18 protein-coding genes are annotated in these 20,578 nt (G+C 42.0%); 17 read left to right on the plus strand and 1 reads right to left on the minus strand.

Features of this window, described 5'->3' with window-relative positions; genetic code table 11:
• Nucleotides 1–15 precede the first annotated feature (15 nt).
• The 7 genes from BMW61_RS22370 to BMW61_RS02895 all read left to right on the plus strand — a co-directional run bounded on the left by BMW61_RS22370 (nucleotide 16) and on the right by BMW61_RS02895 (nucleotide 7,605).
• Nucleotides 16–273 carry a hypothetical protein gene (locus tag BMW61_RS22370; protein WP_242876594.1) on the plus strand — a complete coding sequence of 86 codons (258 nt, stop codon included), beginning with the start codon at nucleotides 16–18 and terminating at the stop codon, nucleotides 271–273.
• Between the two features lie 29 nt (nucleotides 274–302).
• Nucleotides 303–623 carry a methyl-accepting chemotaxis protein gene (locus tag BMW61_RS22375; RefSeq protein ID WP_278295524.1) on the plus strand — a complete coding sequence of 107 codons (321 nt, stop codon included), beginning with the start codon at nucleotides 303–305 and terminating at the stop codon, nucleotides 621–623.
• 235 nt (nucleotides 624–858) lie between these two features.
• Nucleotides 859–2,073, plus strand: coding sequence for an LL-diaminopimelate aminotransferase (locus BMW61_RS02875; RefSeq protein ID WP_091819976.1), 1,215 nt, complete (start codon nucleotides 859–861; stop codon nucleotides 2,071–2,073).
• 87 nt (nucleotides 2,074–2,160) lie between these two features.
• Entirely contained in the window at nucleotides 2,161–3,759 is a 1,599-nt protein-coding gene (locus BMW61_RS02880) for a CTP synthase (protein ID WP_091819710.1), read from the plus strand.
• A 75-nt stretch (nucleotides 3,760–3,834) separates the two neighbouring features.
• Nucleotides 3,835–5,436: a glycosyltransferase gene (locus BMW61_RS02885; RefSeq protein WP_175475077.1), complete on the plus strand. Its 1,602-nt coding sequence runs from the start codon at nucleotides 3,835–3,837 to the stop codon at nucleotides 5,434–5,436.
• 400 nt (nucleotides 5,437–5,836) lie between these two features.
• Entirely contained in the window at nucleotides 5,837–6,169 is a 333-nt protein-coding gene (locus tag BMW61_RS02890; RefSeq protein WP_022760825.1) for a hypothetical protein, read from the plus strand.
• A 167-nt stretch (nucleotides 6,170–6,336) separates the two neighbouring features.
• Nucleotides 6,337–7,605, plus strand: coding sequence for a UDP-galactopyranose/dTDP-fucopyranose mutase family protein (locus BMW61_RS02895; RefSeq protein ID WP_091819714.1), 1,269 nt, complete (start codon nucleotides 6,337–6,339; stop codon nucleotides 7,603–7,605).
• Nucleotides 7,606–7,687: 82 nt separating this feature from the next.
• On the opposite strand, the gene fliD is transcribed toward BMW61_RS02895, so the two are convergent.
• Nucleotides 7,688–8,983, minus strand: coding sequence for a flagellar filament capping protein FliD (gene fliD, locus BMW61_RS02900; RefSeq protein WP_022760827.1), 1,296 nt, complete (start codon nucleotides 8,981–8,983; stop codon nucleotides 7,688–7,690).
• Between the two features lie 365 nt (nucleotides 8,984–9,348).
• On the opposite strand from fliD, the gene rpmG reads away from it, so the two are divergent.
• The 10 genes from rpmG to BMW61_RS02950 all read left to right on the plus strand — a co-directional run bounded on the left by rpmG (nucleotide 9,349) and on the right by BMW61_RS02950 (nucleotide 20,506).
• A complete protein-coding gene (gene rpmG / locus BMW61_RS02905) occupies nucleotides 9,349–9,498 on the plus strand; it encodes a 50S ribosomal protein L33 (protein WP_022760828.1) in 150 nt (49 codons plus the stop codon).
• Nucleotides 9,499–9,552: 54 nt separating this feature from the next.
• Nucleotides 9,553–9,774 (plus strand): preprotein translocase subunit SecE, encoded by a 222-nt coding sequence (gene secE / locus BMW61_RS02910; RefSeq protein ID WP_022760829.1) that lies wholly within the window; start codon nucleotides 9,553–9,555, stop codon nucleotides 9,772–9,774.
• 9 nt (nucleotides 9,775–9,783) lie between these two features.
• Entirely contained in the window at nucleotides 9,784–10,437 is a 654-nt protein-coding gene (gene nusG, locus BMW61_RS02915; protein WP_022760830.1) for a transcription termination/antitermination protein NusG, read from the plus strand.
• Nucleotides 10,438–10,610: 173 nt separating this feature from the next.
• Nucleotides 10,611–11,036, plus strand: coding sequence for a 50S ribosomal protein L11 (gene rplK / locus BMW61_RS02920; protein WP_022760831.1), 426 nt, complete (start codon nucleotides 10,611–10,613; stop codon nucleotides 11,034–11,036).
• Nucleotides 11,037–11,050: 14 nt separating this feature from the next.
• Nucleotides 11,051–11,740: a 50S ribosomal protein L1 gene (gene rplA / locus BMW61_RS02925; RefSeq protein WP_022760832.1), complete on the plus strand. Its 690-nt coding sequence runs from the start codon at nucleotides 11,051–11,053 to the stop codon at nucleotides 11,738–11,740.
• 125 nt (nucleotides 11,741–11,865) lie between these two features.
• Entirely contained in the window at nucleotides 11,866–13,296 is a 1,431-nt protein-coding gene (locus BMW61_RS02930) for a CapA family protein (RefSeq protein WP_091819715.1), read from the plus strand.
• A 113-nt stretch (nucleotides 13,297–13,409) separates the two neighbouring features.
• Nucleotides 13,410–14,438, plus strand: a complete 1,029-nt coding sequence (locus BMW61_RS02935; protein WP_091819717.1) for a glycosyltransferase — start codon at nucleotides 13,410–13,412, stop codon at nucleotides 14,436–14,438.
• Nucleotides 14,439–14,587: 149 nt separating this feature from the next.
• Nucleotides 14,588–15,727, plus strand: coding sequence for a YncE family protein (locus BMW61_RS02940; protein WP_139176181.1), 1,140 nt, complete (start codon nucleotides 14,588–14,590; stop codon nucleotides 15,725–15,727).
• Nucleotides 15,728–15,822: 95 nt separating this feature from the next.
• Nucleotides 15,823–16,890: a histidinol-phosphate transaminase gene (gene hisC, locus BMW61_RS02945; RefSeq protein ID WP_022760836.1), complete on the plus strand. Its 1,068-nt coding sequence runs from the start codon at nucleotides 15,823–15,825 to the stop codon at nucleotides 16,888–16,890.
• Nucleotides 16,891–17,083: 193 nt separating this feature from the next.
• On the plus strand, nucleotides 17,084–20,506 hold the full coding sequence (locus BMW61_RS02950) for an Ig-like domain-containing protein (RefSeq protein ID WP_091819720.1): 3,423 nt from the start codon (nucleotides 17,084–17,086) through the stop codon (nucleotides 20,504–20,506).
• Nucleotides 20,507–20,578 lie beyond the last annotated feature (72 nt).

Genomic DNA, 20,578 nt, shown 5'->3' on the forward strand with positions numbered 1-20,578 from the left:
AGCTAACCGCATAAAATGCAAATAGAGCAGTCCTTCGTGTTCGCACGAAGGACTGTTTTCTATGTGAGGCTTAACAGCAAGCAAAACAAAGAAACGATAGATGAGATTCAGGATGCTGCAAAAAAGCAGCAGGAAGATGCAGAAACAATCAAAAAAATCGGAGAACAGATAGCCGACAAACTTGTAGATGCAAACGAATCTATGGAAGCGCTTTCTGAGAAGGTAATATCTACTGCTGAATCCTCAGGCAGATTTCACAATCTGTCACTTTAACAGCGGAAGCAATACAGACTCAGACGGAGATGAACTCGAATATTACCGCGGCGCTTGAAAATATTGAGCACCAGTCAAGACAAATGCGCAAGAATTCAGATGATGTTTCAGAGAATGTCAGTGATGGTAACAGACTTGTAAAACAGCTTCGTGCAAAGTCCGATGAATCCTCGACAATAAATGCAGAAACAGCGGAAATGACATCAAACCTTCAGCAGTCAGCAGGAACGGTTAAGGATATAGTAGATACCATTCTTAGCATTTCAGGACAGACCAATCTACTGGCACTCAATGCTTCCATAGAAGCGGCCAGGGCAGGAGCGACAGGAAAAGGATATGGAGACCACTAAAGATATCCTTCATGAGATTTTGAAAATCAGCAAATCGGGAAAATAAATAGCCGTAGGGAGTGATAGATATAACCTCAAAATGGGCGTAATAAGTGTCTTGACAATCGCTCTAAACAGTTGTAAATTAAATCGGTAAAGGCAAAGGCGTCTTGGAAGTGTGTTCCGAGACGCCTTTTTTCTGTTTAATGAAAAGAAGAGCAGTCAGCACTTCATTATTATTGTAGAAAGGTTTATCATGGCGAGCATAAATAATAATTATCTTAAGCTTCCCGGAAGCTATCTGTTTTCAACAATCGGAAAAAAGGTAAAGGAGTATTCGGAGAATAATCCGCATGCTGAGATTATAAGACTTGGAATAGGCGATGTTACACAGCCTCTTGCACCTGCAATTATTTCAGCACTTCACAGTGCAGTTGATGAAATGGGAAATGCAGACACTTTCAGAGGTTATGCTCCGGATCTGGGATATGATTTCCTGCGAAATGCGATATCTGAGAAGGATTATAAGGCTCGTGGATGTAACATAGAGCCGGATGAGATTTTTGTATCAGACGGTGCTAAGAGCGACTGCGGAAATATTCAGGAGATTTTCAGTACGGATAATAAGATCGCTGTATGTGATCCGGTTTATCCTGTCTATGTTGATTCCAATGTTATGGCTGGAAGGACAGGGGAGTATGATCCTCAGGCAGAGCGCTTTAAAGATGTTATTTATATGAAGTGCACCAAAGAAAATGGCTTTGTGCCGGAACTTCCTGAGGAGGTGCCAGATCTCATTTATTTGTGTTTCCCCAATAATCCTACGGGTATGGTGATGAATAAAACTCAGCTGCAGGAATGGGTTGATTATGCACGTAAAAATGATTCAATTATCCTATACGATTCTGCATATGAGGCGTATATATTGGAGGACGATGTTCCGCACAGTATTTATGAGTGTGATGGGGCAAAAGAGTGTGCGATCGAGTTCAGGTCATTTTCCAAGACAGCAGGCTTTACAGGCTTAAGACTTGGCTACACAGTTGTTCCGAAGGAACTGACTGCAGGCGGTGAAAAGCTATGGCCGCTCTGGGCAAGGAGACACGGGACAAAGTTTAACGGAGCTCCTTATATTGTTCAGAGGGCCGGCGAAGCAGTATATTCAGCTGAAGGAAGAAGTCAGGTAAAAGAGCAGATAGCTTATTATATGGAAAATGCGAGAATAATAAAGGATGGACTGGTGGAGGCCGGATACGAAGTTTACGGAGGAATAAATGCTCCTTACATCTGGCTTAGGACACCTGATGAAATGACCAGCTGGGAATTCTTCGACTACCTCCTTGAAAAGGCAAATGTTGTAGGGACACCCGGATCGGGATTTGGTCCTTCCGGAGAGCATTATTTCAGACTGACAGCATTTGGTAGCAGAGAAAATACAAGAAGAGCGATAGAGCGTTTTAAGAAGCTTTGATTATTTGAATAATATTGACCATACACCGAGGATACAGCCTAAACTGATACTTCGGTGTAATGTTTTTTATGATAGAAGGGAGAGGATATGGCTAAGTACATTTTTGTAACAGGGGGAGTTGTTTCAGGACTTGGAAAGGGAATTACTGCGGCATCGCTGGGAAGACTATTGAAAGCAAGAGGCCTTAAGGTGGCAGCACAGAAGCTGGATCCATATATTAATGTGGATCCGGGAACCATGAGCCCTTATCAGCACGGTGAGGTTTATGTCACGGAAGACGGTGCCGAGACAGACCTTGATCTTGGACATTATGAGAGATTTATCGATGAGGATTTAAATAAATATTCCAACCTTACTTCGGGAAAAGTTTACTGGAATGTGCTTAATAAAGAGAGACGTGGTGAATACCTTGGATCTACAGTTCAGGTTATTCCTCACATCACAAATGAAATCAAGAATTTTGTGTACCGCGTAGGCAGAGAGACTGATGCGGATATAGTAATCACCGAGATTGGTGGTACAATTGGTGACATTGAGTCACAGCCTTTCCTTGAAGCTGTAAGACAAATATCTTTGGAAGTAGGAAGAGAGAACAGTCTCTTCATACATGTTACGCTTGTTCCTTATCTTCACGGCTCTGATGAGCACAAATCAAAGCCCACCCAGCACTCTGTTAAGGAACTGCAGGGAATGGGCATAAATCCTGACATTATTGTACTTAGATGCGATGAACCGCTTGAGGACAGCATTTTTCAGAAGATATCACTGTTCTGCAACGTCAAGGAGGACTGCGTAATTGAAAATCGTACCCTTGGCAGTCTGTATGAAGCGCCGCTCATGCTGGAACAATCGAAGTTCTCAGAGGTAGTTTGCAGAGAACTCGGACTTGATGTTCCCAAACCCGAACTTGATGAGTGGAAACAGATGGTCAGCATGATAAAAAACAGGAACAAGGAAGTAAACATAGGACTTGTAGGAAAATATGTAAAGCTTCACGACGCATATCTCTCCGTTGCCGAGGCTCTTACTCATGCGGGATTTGCATTTAATGCGCATATAAACATCGAGTGGATTGACTCGGAAGAGCTCGATGAGAATAACTACGAGGAAAGGTTGAAGAATCTCCATGGAATTATTGTGCCGGGAGGTTTCGGGGACAGAGGCATAGGTGGAATGATACTTGCGGCAAAATATGCAAGAACGCACAATGTTCCTTACTTTGGAATATGTCTTGGAATGCAGATCGCCGTAATAGAATATGCAAGAAATGTTGCGGGAATTGAAGATGCTTGCTCGGGAGAGTTTTCACATGCATCGGAGCATAAAGTCATTGATTTCATGCCGGGGCAGTCAGATGAAGTAGATAAGGGCGGTACACTCAGACTTGGCAGCTATCCTTGCTGTATCGTAGAGGGTACTCTTATGGAAAGATGCTATAAAGAGAGCCTCATCAATGAGAGACATCGTCACAGATACGAGTTTAACAATGATTACAGAGAAGTGCTCTCGGGAGCCGGTCTTTGCCTATCCGGATTTTCACCGGATGAAAAACTCGTTGAAACTGTGGAAGTAAAGAATCATCCATTTTATATTGGTGTTCAGTATCATCCTGAGTTTAAGTCCAGACCCAACAGACCTCATCCGATTTTCAGAGAATTTATAAGAGCATCACTTGAGACAAAGTAAATCTCTTGAAAAAAGCTTATCACTTTAATATAATTATTTTGACTATTTATCGTGATTTGCTTTTTGGAGATGTATATGGAAGCTCATGCTAAACAAGTTGAACGTGAATCAGCGGAATCATATATTTTGCGTGCGGGCGTCTTCGAGCAGGAAGGCAGCAGCGTGGATGAGTATGCGGTTTTGATAGAAGGACTCAGGGCTCACTATGACAACTATGAGCTGTATTTTATGCTTGGTCTGTATTACAGGTATCGTAATGCAGATCAGGCATTTTTGTGTTTTGAGAACGCTATCAGATATTGCGATGAACCTGAGGATGAAAAAATAATCCGTGACGCTATTGAAGGAATAAAGGACAGGGCCAGGGTTCGTGGGACTTCGATAGTAATTGTATCCTATAATGATTTTGAACTTTGCAGGGAGTGCATAAGAGCCATTAGGAGATATTATCACAAGGATGATATAGAGATAGTTGTAGTGGATAATGCCTCGACAGATGAAGCTCTTCTTAGATATTTGCGGGAGCAGAAGGAAAAAAACAAGAAATTTATTTTGATCGAAAATGATAAAAATGAAGGTTTTCCTGCCGGGTGCAACAAGGGACTGGAAGCTGCTAATTCGGAAAATGATGTATTGTTCTTAAACAACGATGCAGTACTTATGCCCAATGCACTATTCTGGATGAAAATGGGACTCTATGCCGATAAGAGAAACGGAGCATCCGGGGCGGTTACAAACTGTGCGCCTTCTCAGGAAGTGTCAATGGAATCACTACAACCTTATCTGCAAAATGCTCCGATGGATGAGACAAGACCAATAACCAGTATATCTTCGGATGTCAAAGAACACCGATGGTGGCGTACAATAAGCCTGGATTCGGCTCTTGAAACCGCAAAAAGTTATGCGAAGGATCACAATGTTCCGATGTGGAATCCGTTTGAGGTAAGGTGCAGACTTACAGGATTTGCCGTGCTGCTTCGAAGAGAAGCTCTGAATAATGTGATGATGAAGGATTCAGAGGAAAGGAAATGGCTCTTTGATGAGCGCTTTTCTCCCGGGTACTTTGAAGATGATGATCTCGGGATACGTCTTTGCCTTGCGGGTTACAGACAGATTCTGTGTCATAACGCATTTATATATCATCATGGCGGAAGCGGTTTTGCTGATAAAACAGATGCGATGGAGGCTTCCAGGGAGAAGTTCAAGGAAAAGTGGGGCTTTGATATATGGAATTATACCCTCCTTGAGGAAGATAAGATGAATGCGCTTATGTCTGCGATTGCTGAGAGTGATAAAAGAGTTTCAATTGATGAAGATGCCGGTGCAAGCAGAAGTCAGACGGATCTAAAGCTTTATAACCGTGTGCTTAGAATATTGGATATCAGTGCCGGGATGGGAACTACGTTGTCTGCGATAAAGTATCAGATGCCTGACAGCTTTACCGCCGGAATAACTAACGTAGATGTTTTTGCCGGACTCTCTAAATATATGGCTGATGACATGATTTCAGGAAACCCTGAACTGGTGACTTTCCCATGGCCTGAACACAGCTTTGATTTCATTATTCTGGGAGATATTCCGGCGTCTGCTTCTGATCCGGAGAAGCTTCTTAGGAAACTACATGTTTATCTAAAGGAAAATGGCCAGCTAATAAATGTTGTTGGGGAAACTGATTGATTTTGGCGTTATTTTACACACGAAAAAACGAAATAATAATTCGAAATATTTTTGAAAATTTGTATGTAATTTCGTTAAATATTTTGAAAATTACAAATTTTTCTAAAAATATATTTCAAATATTGTCGGATGAGTGAAATCTCAAAGACGAAAAAATGTGCATGGGTTTTGAAATAGTTATAAAAAATTCAGAATCCATGCACTTTTTGGCAACATGACCAAAAAACGCAGATAAATTTATTGAATATTATCACAAAATTTAAGAAAAAAATAAGTGACGAAAAAACGTTCATACGTTATACTTGTAAATGCTACAGAAGTATCTGATTGCATTTTATTATTACTATTGTGGCCAGGTAAGGAGACCTGAAATAAATATTACGGATAGGAGGTATATGTAATGACAAAAGCTGAGATACTTAAGAGAGAAATTTTAGCACAGTATAAGAGTGTCAGACAATTCGCGATTGATATGTCGATTCCATATAGCACATTGGTAACAGCACTTGACAGAGGTATTGAGGGCATGGCCTATGGTACCGTTATTCGTATGTGCGACAAGCTCAACCTTAATCCTGTTGATTTCAGCACACTGGAGAAGGGAACAGATCTTGGAAACAAGATTGTAGAGAATCGTGTGATGCAGCAGTATGTTAAGCTCAACAAGGTTGGCCGCAAAAAGGTGCTTGATTATATGAGCGACATGACAGCCCTTGAAAAATACCAGGCATAAGATTTACCGTTTATATTATGAAGATTACCGGCCCGGAAGGAAATCCTTCCGGGTTTCTATTTGCCCTGAAATATGATACTATTTCAAGTGTCCTGTCATGATGGTGGGATTGTGCCGCATACTTAGTTATCTTCTGCGGTATTATGTACATGGTTTTGGAGGGAAAAATGAAATACGATTATTTGATAGTTGGAGCAGGACTTTTCGGCTGCGTTTTTGCACATGAGATGGCAAGAGAAGGCAAGAATGTTCTTGTAATAGATAAAAGAGACCATATCGGCGGCAATATTTATACTGAAAACAGAATGGGAATTAACGTCCATAAGTACGGAGCCCACATTTTTCATACATCCGACAAGAAGGTATGGGAATACATAAACCGCTTTGCTGAGTTTAACCAGTATATAAACTCACCTGTGGCGGTATATCACGACGAACTTTATAACCTTCCTTTTAACATGAATACTTTCAGCAAGCTCTGGGGAATCAGAACACCTGATGAAGCCCGTGCCATTATTGATGAGCAGGCAAAGAAGGAAGTGAAACGTATCTTGAAGGAGCGCGCTGCAAATGGCGATGAGGCAGCAGCAGAACAGCTCGATGTGGCAGCGGCCAGTGGAGAGGATATTCGCGAAGGCTTTGAAGCAGCTAATCTAGAGGAGCAGGGACTTTCTCTTGCCGGCAGAGATGTATTTGAGAAGCTTGTTAAGGGCTATACTGAGAAACAGTGGGGTAAGGACTGCAAGGAACTTCCTGCATTTATTATAAGAAGACTTCCATTCAGATTTATCTATGATAACAACTATTTTAATGACAGATATCAGGGAATCCCAATGGGAGGCTATACCGGCGCTATTAAGAAGCTTCTTCTTTTGGAGCCTTCAGATGTTGCATCTGAAAATAACCTGACCGGAAGCATAACTGTAAAGACTGAAACTGAATTCAAGAATTTCGTGAAAATGGATGGAGATGTACCTGCAAAACCTTTCGAATCGACTGATGGGGATACTTTTGACAGGATCCTATACACAGGTATGATAGATGAATTCTTTGGATATAAGCTGGGTAATCTCGAGTACAGATCTCTCAGATTTGAGACAAAGGATCTTCCCGATAATGATAACTATCAGGGAAATGCAGTTGTAAACTATACAGAGCGTGAAGTGCCCTATACCAGAATTATTGAGCACAAGCACTTTGAATTCGGTACCGGCAAAGGAACCATCATCACAAAAGAGTATCCTGCGGACTGGAAGCCCGGTGATGAGCCTTACTATCCGATGAACGACGAGAAAAACAACAAGCTTTTTGAAGATTATAAAAAGCTCGCTGATGATTTCGGTGACGTTCTCTTTGGAGGCCGCCTTGGTCAGTACAAATACTACAATATGGATCAGGTCATCGCCGCCGCATTGGAAATGGTAGAAGGAATGTGAAAATAAAAATAGGTGCACAATAAATCGATTATGCGTAAGCAACGAGATTTATTGTGCACCTATTTGTTATTTGAACGGACTGTTAACAATAATTGTTAAACATCATACCACTGTATTCGCTTGTGATATATGGCGACGGTGTGTTGCTGCCGTGCGGATCCTTGTAATTGAATACGGGTCTCTCTACATACTTCATTGGATCTATAGATATTTCATCGGTCTTTTGGATAAGCGCTTTTGCAAAATCCATGAGTGGATGTAGGACTTCCTTGGGAGGACCTTTTGCGGATTTTTCTCTCAAAAGCCCTGAATCGTAATCGATTCGTCCGTTTTCATTTAGGGAAATACCATAATTATCCATCTTTGTCAGATGCTTTTCGGCAATTGCTATGGTTTCTCCGACCAGCTTGGTGCTCTTGAATCCGGCATCGTGAACATCACTGACACTGTCTATAAATCCGTTGTATCCGTTTATAAGGGAGCGGACATTTTCTACGAGAGCATCATTCTCATCCTCTATACTGATCGAGACGGGAGATGCGGGATCTGTTGCGCCTCTAAGAGTGATATCAAATTCATTTCCAACCGTAAATCTGTTGGAAGAGGAACTGTGCTCCGTGCCATTCAGATAAAAATGTGCGTTTGTAGGTTCCTGTGCTATCAGGTTAAGCCCAAAATAGGATACACTGTGCGGATTCTCTGAGATTTGAGATTCGCTTACTTCGAAGCGATGCGTATGTCCGGGCTTAAGACCGGTATCGCTCGAACCGATAATCAATGTGGTTCTTCCTTGTGCATCCTCCTGCATACCGGCAATAAGTCCGATGCCTGCTTTATTAATAAGACGGGAAAGCTTAGCCTGAATATCATGATTGGTGTTGCCATCCCGAATGCTATATTGGAATTCGTAGTCATGACCGTTTATGCTTACATTAAATGCGTAGCTTCCTTTGGGGAGAGCAACCTCTTCATCGGGTACTAGGAAATGACCGGCATTGATCTGATTCGTTGCGAGGTGATCAACACCGATTGTAAATTCGGATGTGTTTCCTTGGCCTTTTCCTACATATTCAACAGCTACCTTATCAGGATTTGATGAAATAGCTGATTTTTTGCTAAGAGCTGCATCTTCTTCGCCGCTGATTGCATCCAGCTGACTTCTAAGAGTCCGGGCATGCTCTTTAATGCCCACGGCCTCAGCCTGAGCATTATCATCCTGTTTTAAAACATGAAGAGGGGATTTTCTGTTGATCCGTGCGATGGATTTGTAGACACTCTGCAGTTCGCTTTTCTTATGCTTGTCTACATTCGCATTCTCTTTTGCGACGTATGTTGACGCGAAATGATTATAAGCTTCATTAACACTAATGCCTGCCATGCTGCCCCTCCTTTCTTCCTTGATGTCGTGCGAGTGCTTCTGCCATTCCTTTGGCAACCGACACGAGGGCATACAAAGACATGTTTTATTACCTTAACATTATCATCCCCTAGTCAATAGCGTCAATTAAATAAGTATAAACATATTCTTAAAATAGAAGAAAGTCGGTTAAGAATATTTACTAATTGACCGATTACGTTAACGGTTGTATTATAAGTAGGTGCATATAGCAGATAATTTATAAAAAGATGTTGACTCAGCAGGAGACCTATGCTATATTATACAAGCGACAGAAATTTAGGTCTTTTTTTTATGCCTTAAAATAGGCGGTAAACCTTTTAGAATAACGCACGGAGGAATGAACAATGCGTACAAGAATCACACTTGCTTGCACAGAGTGCAAAAACCGTAACTACGACACAACAAAGGATAAGAAGACACATCCTGACAGAATGGAGATCAAGAAGTACTGCCCTTTCTGCAAGAAGCACACACCGCACAAGGAGACAAAGTAATTCTACTATAATATAGGTAGAGGAAGTCCTTGAGTTGAAGGGAGTTTAGTTGATATGAGCGAAAATAATGCTGCAAAGAATGCACAGGAGAGCAAAGTATCTGCTTTTATTAGAGGTATTAAGGCTGAGTTCAATAAGATCATGTGGCCTACAAGAGAGGATATTTACAAGCAGACAACTGCTGTAGTTATCATTTCTGTTATTATTGGTGCTCTTATAGCTGTGTTTGACTATGCTTTTGGTTATTTGATTAACTTCATCACCAAGATTGGATAAAGGAGTGTTATGGCAGAAGAGATGCAGAATGAAAATGAACTCGATCTGACTATGGGATCAGCAGAGGAGAGCACTAACGAGGCTGCTGAAGCTGTAAACGAGACTGCTGAAGGCAGTGAGGAATCCGCAGAGGCTCCTGCTCATGAGAATGCCCATTGGTATGTTGTTCATACATATTCAGGCTATGAGATGAAGGTTAAGGCTAACCTTGAGAAGACTATTGAGAACCGTCATCTTGAGAATCAGATATTTGAGGTTCGTGTACCGCTTCAGGATGTTGTTGAGATGAAGAATGGCGCACGTAAGACAGTAAGCCGTAAGATGTTCCCCGGCTATGTTCTTGTAAACATGGACATGAATGACGAGACATGGTATGTGGTTCGTAATACCCGAGGTGTTACAGGCTTTGTAGGACCCGGAAGTAAGCCGGTGCCGCTGTCAGATGCAGAGATCAAGCCGCTTGGAATCAAGACAGAGAATATGACTGTCGATTTCGGTGTAGGCGACGAGATTGCTGTTGTTGCCGGCGTATGGAACGGTACAGTTGGTATCGTACAGCGTATGGACTTCGGTAAACAGAGTGCTACAATCAATGTTAATCTGTTTGGCAGAGAGACTCCTGTTGAGATTGGTTTCTCAGAAGTTCGTAAGGTGACAAGCTAATATATAATAATTTTGGTATATTGTAGAGCAATCTACTATATATAGATGAGTTGAAATTAAGATATTTCAATTCATGGGAACTGGAGTGGGAGCATTTGTGTATTGCTTTCATATGAGAGCGCGGAAATGCACATGGAATGCGCCTGACCACATTATTTCTAGGAGGTGCCATTATGGCAAAGAAAGTCGAAGGATACATTAAGTTACAGATCCAGGCTGGTAAAGCAACACCAGCACCCCCGGTTGGACCGGCACTTGGTCAGCATGGTGTAAACATCGTTGAGTTCACAAAGCAGTTCAACGCTAAGACAGCTGACAAGGGTGATGTCATCATTCCTGTTGTCATCACAGTTTATGCAGACAGAAGTTTCACATTCATCACAAAGACTCCGCCTGCAGCAGTTCTTATCAAGAAGGCATGCAACATCCAGAAGGCTTCTGGTGTTCCGAACAAGAACAAGGTTGCAACAATTTCTAAGGATAAGATCAGAGAAATTGCAGAGACAAAGATGCCTGACCTGAATGCAGTTGATATCGAAGGTGCTATGAGCATGATCGCTGGAACTGCACGCAGCATGGGTGTTGTAGTAGAAGACTGATGGAGGACTGAGAGATGAAACACGGAAAGAAGTATGTTGAAGCTGCTAAGCTCATCGACAGAGCACAGCAGTATGAAGCTGCAGAAGCAATCTCTTTAGTAAAGAAGTCTGCTACTGCAAAATTTGATGAGACTGTTGAAGTACACATTCGTACAAGCTGCGACGGTCGTCATGCGGATCAGCAGATCCGTGGTGCGGTTGTTCTTCCGCACGGAACAGGTAAAACTGTTAAGGTTCTTGTATTTGCTAAGGGAACAAAGCTTGACGAGGCACAGGCTGCCGGCGCTGACCATGTAGGTGGCGAGGAGCTTATTCCTAAGATTCAGAACGAAGGTTGGCTTGACTTTGACGTTGTAGTTGCTACACCTGATATGATGGGTGTTGTAGGACGTCTTGGTAAGGTTCTTGGACCTAAGGGTCTCATGCCTAACCCGAAGGCTGGTACAGTAACAATGGATGTTACAAAGGCTATCAACGATATCAAGGCTGGTAAGATTGAGTACCGTCTTGACAAGGCTAACATCATCCACTGCCCTATCGGAAAGGCATCTTTCACAGAAGAGCAGCTTGAGCAGAACTACACAGCTCTTATGGATGCTATTGTTAAGGCTAAGCCTTCAACAGTTAAGGGTCAGTACCTTAAGAGCATCTCACTTGCTACAACAATGGGCCCTGGTGTCAAGGTTGTATCAAACAAGTATTGATAAGTTATATACCAATATGATGTTATCAGAAAGCACAAAATCGCAAGATTTTGTGCTTTTTCTTTGCAAATATGCTATTCTAGAAGCGAGGAGACGAACAGGGAGTTATTCTCTGCGCTATAGGTATGAAAAAAGAACAATTAGACTATCAAAATGAGAAAACCGGATTTTTTGCAGGTGCAAACAAGGCTGTAATAGCTTTTGTATGCGCTTTTTTAGTTACTGTTTCAATTGGTGGAGTCGCACTTCTTAGCATGAAAGCAGGGAAGACTACAAAAACTGTAGAAGCGGATGTTTTTGAAGAGGAGACAGTAGCTGCAAGGCTTCCGTTTTCAGAGAAGCGTTCGGATGATATAGGTGGAACTGCTGATGTTAGTCTGCAGGGTGAGGCTACCGCAGCGGATAACGCTCTTGCTGATGGTGAAAATGATACTGAGATTGTTGCGAGTGAAGAAACAGCGGAAGGTTCCGGAGAGAGTGGAGATGAATCCCAGAATGATGAGAGCAGCGAAGGAGCAGATGACGCTGGAGAGGCTGTGGAGAGTACAGGAGAAACTTATATTTCAGGAGCAAATTGGGAGTACAATATAACGCCTGCCAACTCGGATTATGTCTCCCTTGCTTTTGCAGGAGATATCCTCTTTGACCCGGGGTATGCAATTATGAACAAAATCCGCCAGAATGGAGGCGGAATAGAGGGTGTGATAGGTGGAAGCCTTCTTTCATATATGCGCGGTGCCGATATTATGGTAGTAAATAACGAGTTTCCATATTCCAACAGAGGAACTCCGATAGAAGGAAAGACCTTTACCTTTAGGGCTGATCCGTCATCGGCAGCGCTGCTTAACCAGATGGGAGTTGATGTAGCTACACTCGCAAACAACCACGCATATGACCATGGGGAGCAGGCGCTTCTTGATACACTTTCCACCTTAGATAGTGTCGGGGTTGCCAGAATAGGCGCAGGCGCCAATCTTGAGGAGGCTTCACATCCTGTTTACTACACGTCGAGTAATGGTATAAAAATAGCTATTATATCCGCTACAGAGATTGAAAGGATAGACAATCCTGACACAAGAGGTGCCACAGATACATCGCCCGGAGTTTTCAGATGTCTTGATATAACAAAGCTCCTTAGTCGAATTAAGGAGGCAAAGGCTGCCGGTGCATATACGATAGTATGTATCCACTGGGGAACTGAGAATGATGAAACTATTGACTGGTGGCAACAGAAACAGGGACCGGAGATTGTTGCAGCAGGGGCGGATCTGATAGTTGGAGCTCATCCGCATATATTACAGAAAATAGGATATATAGATGGCGTTCCGGTTATATATAGTCTTGGTAATTTTTTATTTAATTCCAAGGATCTTAATACAGGACTTCTACGCGTTAATATCTATACCGACGGACACACAGGTCTGCAATTCGTGCCCTGTGTGCAAAGCGGCTGTACAGTTAACGAAGCCACAGGCGAACGGAAAACCGCAATCCTTAACCACATGCGTGAAATGTCACCTGGTGTTGCCTTGGATGAAAACGGCTTTATTCAATAGACAGGTTTTGGATATATATTCCTAGGCAACCGTTATCATTGACATAAAATGGCTTTTTGAGTAATATATAAGTGAAATATTGTCGGTATTTCGCAGATTATGAGGGATAATTTATGATTACTGTAAGCTTGTGTATGATCGTTAAGAACGAAGAGGATAAACTGGCTACCTGTCTGGATTGTCTGAAAGATCTTGTTGATGAGATGATCATCGTTGATACCGGTTCAACTGATAGGACCAAAGAGATTGCGGAATCTTATGGGGCCAAGGTGTTTGATTTTGAATGGACCGGCAGCTTTTCGGATGCCAGGAACTATTCCTTTGAGCAGGCTACATGTGATTTCATCTATTCTGCGGATGCTGATGAGACGATAGACGAGGAAAACCAGGAACGCTTCAGACAGCTCAAAGAGGATATTGATGAGCTGAATATTGATGTTGTTCAGATGTATTATTGCAATCAGCTTAGCCATAATACTGTATATAATTATGACAGAGAGCTTAGACCTAAGCTTTTCAGAAGAATTCGTAAATATGTGTGGCACGATCCGATCCATGAGATGATAAAGCTCGATTCCACTGTCTGCAACAGTGAAGTTGAGATTAAGCACAATCCGACAGAAGATCATGGACAGAGAGATCTGGCTGCTTTCAGAAGGGCTATCAGAGAAGGTGAGTACATCAGTAAGCGCCTTCACAACATGTATGCTAGAGAACTTTACATGGTTGGAACGAATGAGGACTTCATGCTTGCCAAGGAGTTCTTCGAGGAGTCGATTGAGGACAATGGTCGCGACCTTGACCAGATAAAGGAGGCGGCATGTGTCCTTGCACACATAGCGGTTATTGATGGGAAAGCTGAGGAGATACTGAAGTACTCCTTGAAGGATCTCACGACCATTCCTTCAAGTGAGATGTGCTATGAACTTGGAAGTTATTACAGAAACAAGGGAGATCTCGTAGAGGCAATAGTTTGGTATTATAATGCTGCGTATGAGACCTCACCGATTCTTGATATTCACCGCGGAGGAGATATGGCTCTCCATAAGATTGCTGAGTGCTACCGTGAGATGGGTAATCTGGAGCAGGCGGAGGATTATGAAAATGAAGCTAATCACTGGGTAGTTCCGGATCCCGGTTGAATAAGCTCATAAGAGGTTATTTTGGGGAAAAGATATTTCTTTTTCATCGAGTTATATTTGTTATTAAAAAAGCTGCTGAAAAAAAGCAGCTTTTTATCTTATGGGAAATTACACCGTAATTCCTAATAAATATGTTTTTGGGTGTAAGTATGGAAATAAAGAAGAATTTTATAAAAGCTGAATTATATAAGGCACTTTCTGTTATAGTGCTGATTCCTTCTATTTTTCTGGGTACAGGTCTTGCTGCAGGATGCAGTAAAACGGGAAATGGACAGGTGACGATAACGAATACTGAGAAAGATTATGACACTGTTGAAACTGCGGATTTTAGGCCTGAAGACGGCTACTTAAAAGAATCTGAGGAAGTTTTGATGCAAAGCGGAGATGTAGAAAGCGATCAGAGTTTGCAGGAGGGTGAGAATGCTTTCAATACAGAATTTTCATTAAGTGTTCCGACCTTTGTTACTAGGATTGACGATAAATGGTTTATTGTGGATTGCTATCACGATCAAATTATATATAACGACAATATGACAGCGCCGCTAAATGAGTGGCGGGTTCTGACTAAAGAAGCAAAGCAGCCTCATACGATTGCAGGAGATGGCAGCGTTATTCTGGTTGATGATACAGAGAATAACAGAGTCCTTGTGTATGAAAAGAGAGGCGATTCCTATGTGAATACTCAGCTTTTTAATGATATTGGGAAAAGACCTCATTATACAGTTTATGATGAAGAGGATAAAGCCTTTTATGTATGGAGCTCGACAACCGGTGAGATGTACATTTTCAGGCATGCTGCGGACGATACGAAGATGTACCTGACAGAGATAAGGGATGCGGGTACAAAGGACACCTATATCAGGTCATTTTACATTGATGGCGGAGAGATTTATTTTGTTTCCGGAATAGGCTCTGACGGACAGGCATCGGGGATACTGGTGTGTGATAAGCATAGCTTTGAGATTAAGGAAAAGATAGAGGTCCCGGATGATATGGCGGGAATGGTGGCTCTTAGAAAGGATGGAGGATACTTCTACATAACAGTTTCGACCGATATAACAGGCAATCAGGATGCAGCCACCATGATAAGGACCAAGGATCTTCACGGGCTTTTAAGCGGCGATTACGAGGAGATTTACAGTGAGTATTTTGTTGGCGGAGGGACTCCATATAATATCACCAGGGTTGGGGATACTTTGTATCTAACGGAGCACAGGGTTCCGGGGCATTCTGTGTGGAGCTATAAGATTGAAAATGATGAAATAACGGATGTTCAGGCGTTGTACTAAAAGTACGGAAGTAAAAGAAAAATTTTGGCTTGCACTTTTATGCTTTAGCGTGATAATATGTTAAAGTATCATAAACAACAGAAATGGAGCGAGTTATGAGCTGGGAAAAATCCGTAAGAAGAGTAAATCCGTATGTTCCGGGCGAACAGCCCAAGAATAAAAACATAATAAAGCTAAACACAAATGAGTGTCCATATCCGCCGGCACCGGCTGTCAACACTCTTATTGAGAATATGAAATATGAGGATATGAGACTTTATCCGGATCCGGAGGCCGAGGTACTTGTGGAGGCACTCTCAAGATATTATGACGTTCCTGAGGATCAGATATTTGTAGGCGTTGGATCGGACGATGTGTTATCGATGGCGTATCTTACGTTCTTTAACTCGGATAAGCCGGTTTTGTTCCCGGATATCACTTATTCGTTCTATGATGTCTGGGCGGAGCTATACAAGGTGCCCTACGAGCAGATTCCGCTTGATGAGAACTTTAAGATACGATTCGAAGACTATTATGAGGAAAATCATCCCAATGGAGGAGTGATTATTGCAAATCCAAATGCACCGGTGGGAATATTTGAACCTGTGTCTGAGATTGAGAAGGTAATAGCTCACAATCCTAATTCTGTCTGCATAGTTGACGAGGCATATATCGATTTTGGCGGAGTGAGCGCACTTCCGCTTATTGAAAAATATGACAATGTTCTTGTGGTGCAGACTTTTTCCAAATCCAGGGCTATGGCGGGAATGAGAATAGGATATGCCTTCGGTTCGAAGAAACTCATAGGATATCTGAAGGATGCGAAATTTTCCTTCAATTCTTACACCATGAACAGACCATCACTGGAGCTGGGCGTAGCTGCAATCAAGGATGATGTATACTTCAAGGAGACCTGCGCGAAAATCATTAATACCAGAGAGCGGGTAAAGAAGGAACTTGCAGAGCTGGGATTTACATTCCCTGATTCCAAGGCCAATTTCATCTTCGCTAAGCATGATAAGGTGAGCGGTGAAGAGTTATTCCTTGCCCTAAAAGAAGCAGGAATTTACGTAAGACACTGGAATGCCGAAAGGATAGCTGATTATCTCAGAATCACCATCGGAACGGATGAAGAGATGGATAAGCTTGTAGCATTTTTGAAGGATTATCTCTCAGAAAAATAGCATATTGCAAATAAGGACTGCCGGTATAAAAGCCGGCAGTTTTTTATTACATAGAAAACACCTATGTAATAAAAAATCGTTTACTAAAATCTAATAGAAAGTTTAGTCCTAATTAATTGAAAAGCCGCCCGGGGTTTGCGAAGATTAATATGAAGTATGCTAACCAAACTATACCCTAAAGGACTGACATGATATGAAAAAACGTTCGTTTTTTAACAACTTAATAAGTAAAATAATGATTCCGATTTTGTGTCTGACGAGCTTTACAGGTACTTTTCTAACCCAAAATGTGACTGCACAGGCAGCGGATAAAGGATTTACCTGTTTTGGAACAAGGCTTATAGGAAATCCGGGTGTAGGAAAATCATGGGCATATCTTTATTATGGGAAATATGATGGTCAGCCTGTAAAATATCGCGTACTTCGAATGGACACAACTGATTTTGGTGGCAGGACTATGCTTCTGGACTGTGACAGCATACTTTATAAAGAATCATTTAGTCATCCTACGCGTTCATATCATGATTTAAACAGTGATTATTTTTTACACAATCGAAGTGTGTTTACAGCTATGGAAGAATCAGCAATAGCTGCAAGTGTGAAGGCAAATACGACTACAGGTGACACGGTGATAACATCAAGACAATTTACACCGTTAAATGGAGAGCATATATTTAAGCTCGATGTGGCTGAGTTAAATAATAGTTTATATGGTTTCAATTCGTCATCTTCAGGTAATGCGGATGTTAAAAGAGCAAAAAGCGGAGCAGGACAAACTCAATGGTTAACAAGATCCATATGCATAGCTACAAGAAATAGTGCTACTTGTGGCTATGATATGTTGGTTACATCTAGCGGATCTTTTTCACATTTTGATGGTAGCTATGCGGGGGTAAGTCCTGCATTTAATATTGACCTGAATTCTGTATTATTTACATCTCGTTGTAACAGCTCTGGCGGATTATCAGGACCATATGAGTATAAACTCACACTTAGAGACAGTGACATTGGTATTGAATTTCCTACCACTGGTACGATAACTCAAAACGGTGATATTCTTTCAATTCCATATAGACTTACAGGAAGTAAGGCCGGGGATGTAAACCAAATATCAATTCTTATAACTAGTTCAGAGCTGCCATCAAGTGGTGTATTAAATGATTATACCGGAACCTGCAAATACTATGGCAAATTAGAGCCGGTAGGTGGTGTTGTTTCGACAAATGGAAGAGTTACTTTTGATACAAACAATTTACCAAGTACTTATGATAGCAGTACAGATAAAATATATTATTTGGCGGAGATTGTAAAAGGAGATCATGAGACAGATTACGCCGGCACTCCTCGTTTAATTGATGGGCCAATACATGCTCATAATTGGGTGATTAACAAGGCACCTGAGGATACTGCAAAAGTAAAATGTACTGTGGCTGGCTGCCCATACACTCAAGGCAGTGAATATACCGCAACTATAAGTGTTTCAGATGAAAGTAAACCCTATGATGGAACGCTTGTTACGGCTCAGGTCACTAAAGATAGCGATTTTCCTGATGAAATAGAAGTAAGTGAACCCAAGTACAAGATTCGAGGGGCGACATCTGATCTTGCCGGGCCGCCCAGTGATGCCGGTGAATATACAGCATATGCCACTGTTTCTGATGGGACTAGTGCGAATACTGTGACGATCACTAAGGACTTTGAAATAAATCAGGTCACTATTACGAGTGATGATCTGGCTCTATCCCCAACCCATTTTGATTATGATGGAAGCAGTAAGGCACCCAGAGTGATTGTTACAAAAGGGAATAAAGTTCTTACTGAAGGTACAGATTATACTGTGACCGGCGAACGAAGTGCAACCGATATAAACGAATCACCGGGATATGAAATAACTGTAACCGGGAGCGGCAATTATACGGGGACAGGTAGTAAGTCATGGATTATACTCAAAGGAGTTCCAATCATAACAACTCCTCCTGTGGCATCTGAAATTGAGTATGGGCAGTCACTGGCAGATAGTGTGCTTTCAGGCGGCGTAGGAAATGTTCCCGGAACTTTTACATGGGCTGAGCCTACGATAAAACCCGCTGTTTCTGACAGCGAGGTGACGGAATATATGGTTATTTTTACACCTGATGATACAGTCAGTTATGTTGGGACAGCTACAACATATTTAAAGGTTAAGGTAAATAAAGCGCCTTCCAACTATATAACCAGACCTACAGGAAAACATCAGGATAGCAGCGAAAGGGAGGTAGAACTTGCAAATCCGGGAAACACCTCCGATGGAACCCTTTTGTACGCACTGGGGACAGATGCAGTTACCGCGCCTGCTGCAAGTGATTTTTCTACTACTATACCCAAGGCTAAAAATCCGGGAACGTATTATGTATGGTACAAGATCGTGGGCAATTCTAATCACAGAGACAGTGCTCCGGAATATGTTACTACAGTTTTAATAGGTAATGCCCCGAGGATTATAACTCCTCCTGTGGCATCAGAGATTGATTACGGGCAGTCACTTGCAAGCAGTGTACTTTCAGGCGGAGTCGCTAATGTTCAGGGAACGTTTGCATGGGCAGAACCTACGACAAGACCTGAAGTTTCAGATAGTAACTACACTGAATATCTGGTGATTTTTACTCCTAATGATAGGATCAGCTATATAGGAACTGATACTGCCCGCGTCAGGGTTAAGGTCAATAAAGTACCATCGAATTATATAACCAGGCCTACAGGGAATCAGTTGATCAGCGGCGACCTTGATGTAGCACTTGCTAATCTTGGGAGTAGTGCCGAGGGCACAATTCTGTATGCGCTTGGTACGGATGATACCACACCTCCGGATAGCAGTGCTTTTTCGACAAATGTTCCAAAGGCCAAGGGGGCAGGGACTTACTATATCTGGTACAAGATAGTGGGAGATGCGAACCATAAGGATAGTGCCCCGGAGTGCATAACCACAACCTTAGTAGAAAAAGTGGACCCGGAGAACGCGGTCAATAAACCTGCAATAGATAAGGAAATTGCCGAGACCAATACAGATAAAACAGATGTAAAGGATACCAAGTATTATATCCTTGCAGCAAAGCTTAAACCTAAGGGAAAGACGCTGAAGCTTTCATGGAACAAGATTCCGGAAGCGGAAGGGTACATGATATACGGGTCACCATGCGGAATACAGATGGAATATATCACCACCATCAAGAACAATAAAAAGACTTCATGGTCTCCGAAGAAGGTCAAGAAGGATAGGTATTATAAATACCTGGTTATTGCTTATAAGATGGAAGGAGACACGATAAATAGGATCAGTACCTCCAAGTCCGTTCATGCGCTGACATGCTCAAAGAGGCGTGGCAATCCGACCAGTGTCCAGGTGAAAAAAAGGAAGTACAAGATAGAAAAGAATGAAATAGTAAAGATTTCGGCATCCTTCAAGTATGATAAAAAGGTAAATATTCACATAGCGAAGTTCAGGTATGAGACCGACAGACCGGACGTAGTAAGAGTGGATAAAAAAGGCTTTATTCAGGGGCTTAAACCCGGTAAAGCCTGGGTATATGTATATGCCCAGAACGGAGTGGGTAAGAGAATAAGAGTAACTGTAAAGTGAAATAAAACTTGATGATAAAGCAGCCTTTTGGTAAAATTGTGCCTTGGAGTGTTTTGATTTAAGGTGATTTTT

The organism is Butyrivibrio sp. ob235, from assembly GCF_900109475.1.
Lineage (GTDB): Bacteria > Bacillota > Clostridia > Lachnospirales > Lachnospiraceae > Butyrivibrio.

What these genes read in the sequence shown, in the direction of transcription:
- hisC (WP_022760836.1), top strand. Translation starts at nt 15,823, where the DNA reads ATGAGCTGGGAAAAATCCGTAAGAAGAGTAAATCCGTATGTTCCGGGC.
- BMW61_RS02880 (WP_091819710.1), top strand. Translation starts at nt 2,161, where the DNA reads ATGGCTAAGTACATTTTTGTAACAGGGGGAGTTGTTTCAGGACTTGGA.
- BMW61_RS22370 (WP_242876594.1), top strand. Translation starts at nt 16, where the DNA reads ATGCAAATAGAGCAGTCCTTCGTGTTCGCACGAAGGACTGTTTTCTAT.
- BMW61_RS02895 (WP_091819714.1), top strand. Translation starts at nt 6,337, where the DNA reads ATGAAATACGATTATTTGATAGTTGGAGCAGGACTTTTCGGCTGCGTT.
- nusG (WP_022760830.1), top strand. Translation starts at nt 9,784, where the DNA reads ATGGCAGAAGAGATGCAGAATGAAAATGAACTCGATCTGACTATGGGA.
- secE (WP_022760829.1), top strand. Translation starts at nt 9,553, where the DNA reads ATGAGCGAAAATAATGCTGCAAAGAATGCACAGGAGAGCAAAGTATCT.
- BMW61_RS02885 (WP_175475077.1), top strand. Translation starts at nt 3,835, where the DNA reads ATGGAAGCTCATGCTAAACAAGTTGAACGTGAATCAGCGGAATCATAT.
- BMW61_RS02935 (WP_091819717.1), top strand. Translation starts at nt 13,410, where the DNA reads ATGATTACTGTAAGCTTGTGTATGATCGTTAAGAACGAAGAGGATAAA.
- rplK (WP_022760831.1), top strand. Translation starts at nt 10,611, where the DNA reads ATGGCAAAGAAAGTCGAAGGATACATTAAGTTACAGATCCAGGCTGGT.
- BMW61_RS02950 (WP_091819720.1), top strand. Translation starts at nt 17,084, where the DNA reads ATGAAAAAACGTTCGTTTTTTAACAACTTAATAAGTAAAATAATGATT.
- fliD (WP_022760827.1), bottom strand. Translation starts at nt 8,983, where the DNA reads ATGGCAGGCATTAGTGTTAATGAAGCTTATAATCATTTCGCGTCAACA.
- rpmG (WP_022760828.1), top strand. Translation starts at nt 9,349, where the DNA reads ATGCGTACAAGAATCACACTTGCTTGCACAGAGTGCAAAAACCGTAAC.
- BMW61_RS02930 (WP_091819715.1), top strand. Translation starts at nt 11,866, where the DNA reads ATGAAAAAAGAACAATTAGACTATCAAAATGAGAAAACCGGATTTTTT.
- BMW61_RS02890 (WP_022760825.1), top strand. Translation starts at nt 5,837, where the DNA reads ATGACAAAAGCTGAGATACTTAAGAGAGAAATTTTAGCACAGTATAAG.
- BMW61_RS02875 (WP_091819976.1), top strand. Translation starts at nt 859, where the DNA reads ATGGCGAGCATAAATAATAATTATCTTAAGCTTCCCGGAAGCTATCTG.
- BMW61_RS02940 (WP_139176181.1), top strand. Translation starts at nt 14,588, where the DNA reads ATGGAAATAAAGAAGAATTTTATAAAAGCTGAATTATATAAGGCACTT.
- BMW61_RS22375 (WP_278295524.1), top strand. Translation starts at nt 303, where the DNA reads ATGAACTCGAATATTACCGCGGCGCTTGAAAATATTGAGCACCAGTCA.
- rplA (WP_022760832.1), top strand. Translation starts at nt 11,051, where the DNA reads ATGAAACACGGAAAGAAGTATGTTGAAGCTGCTAAGCTCATCGACAGA.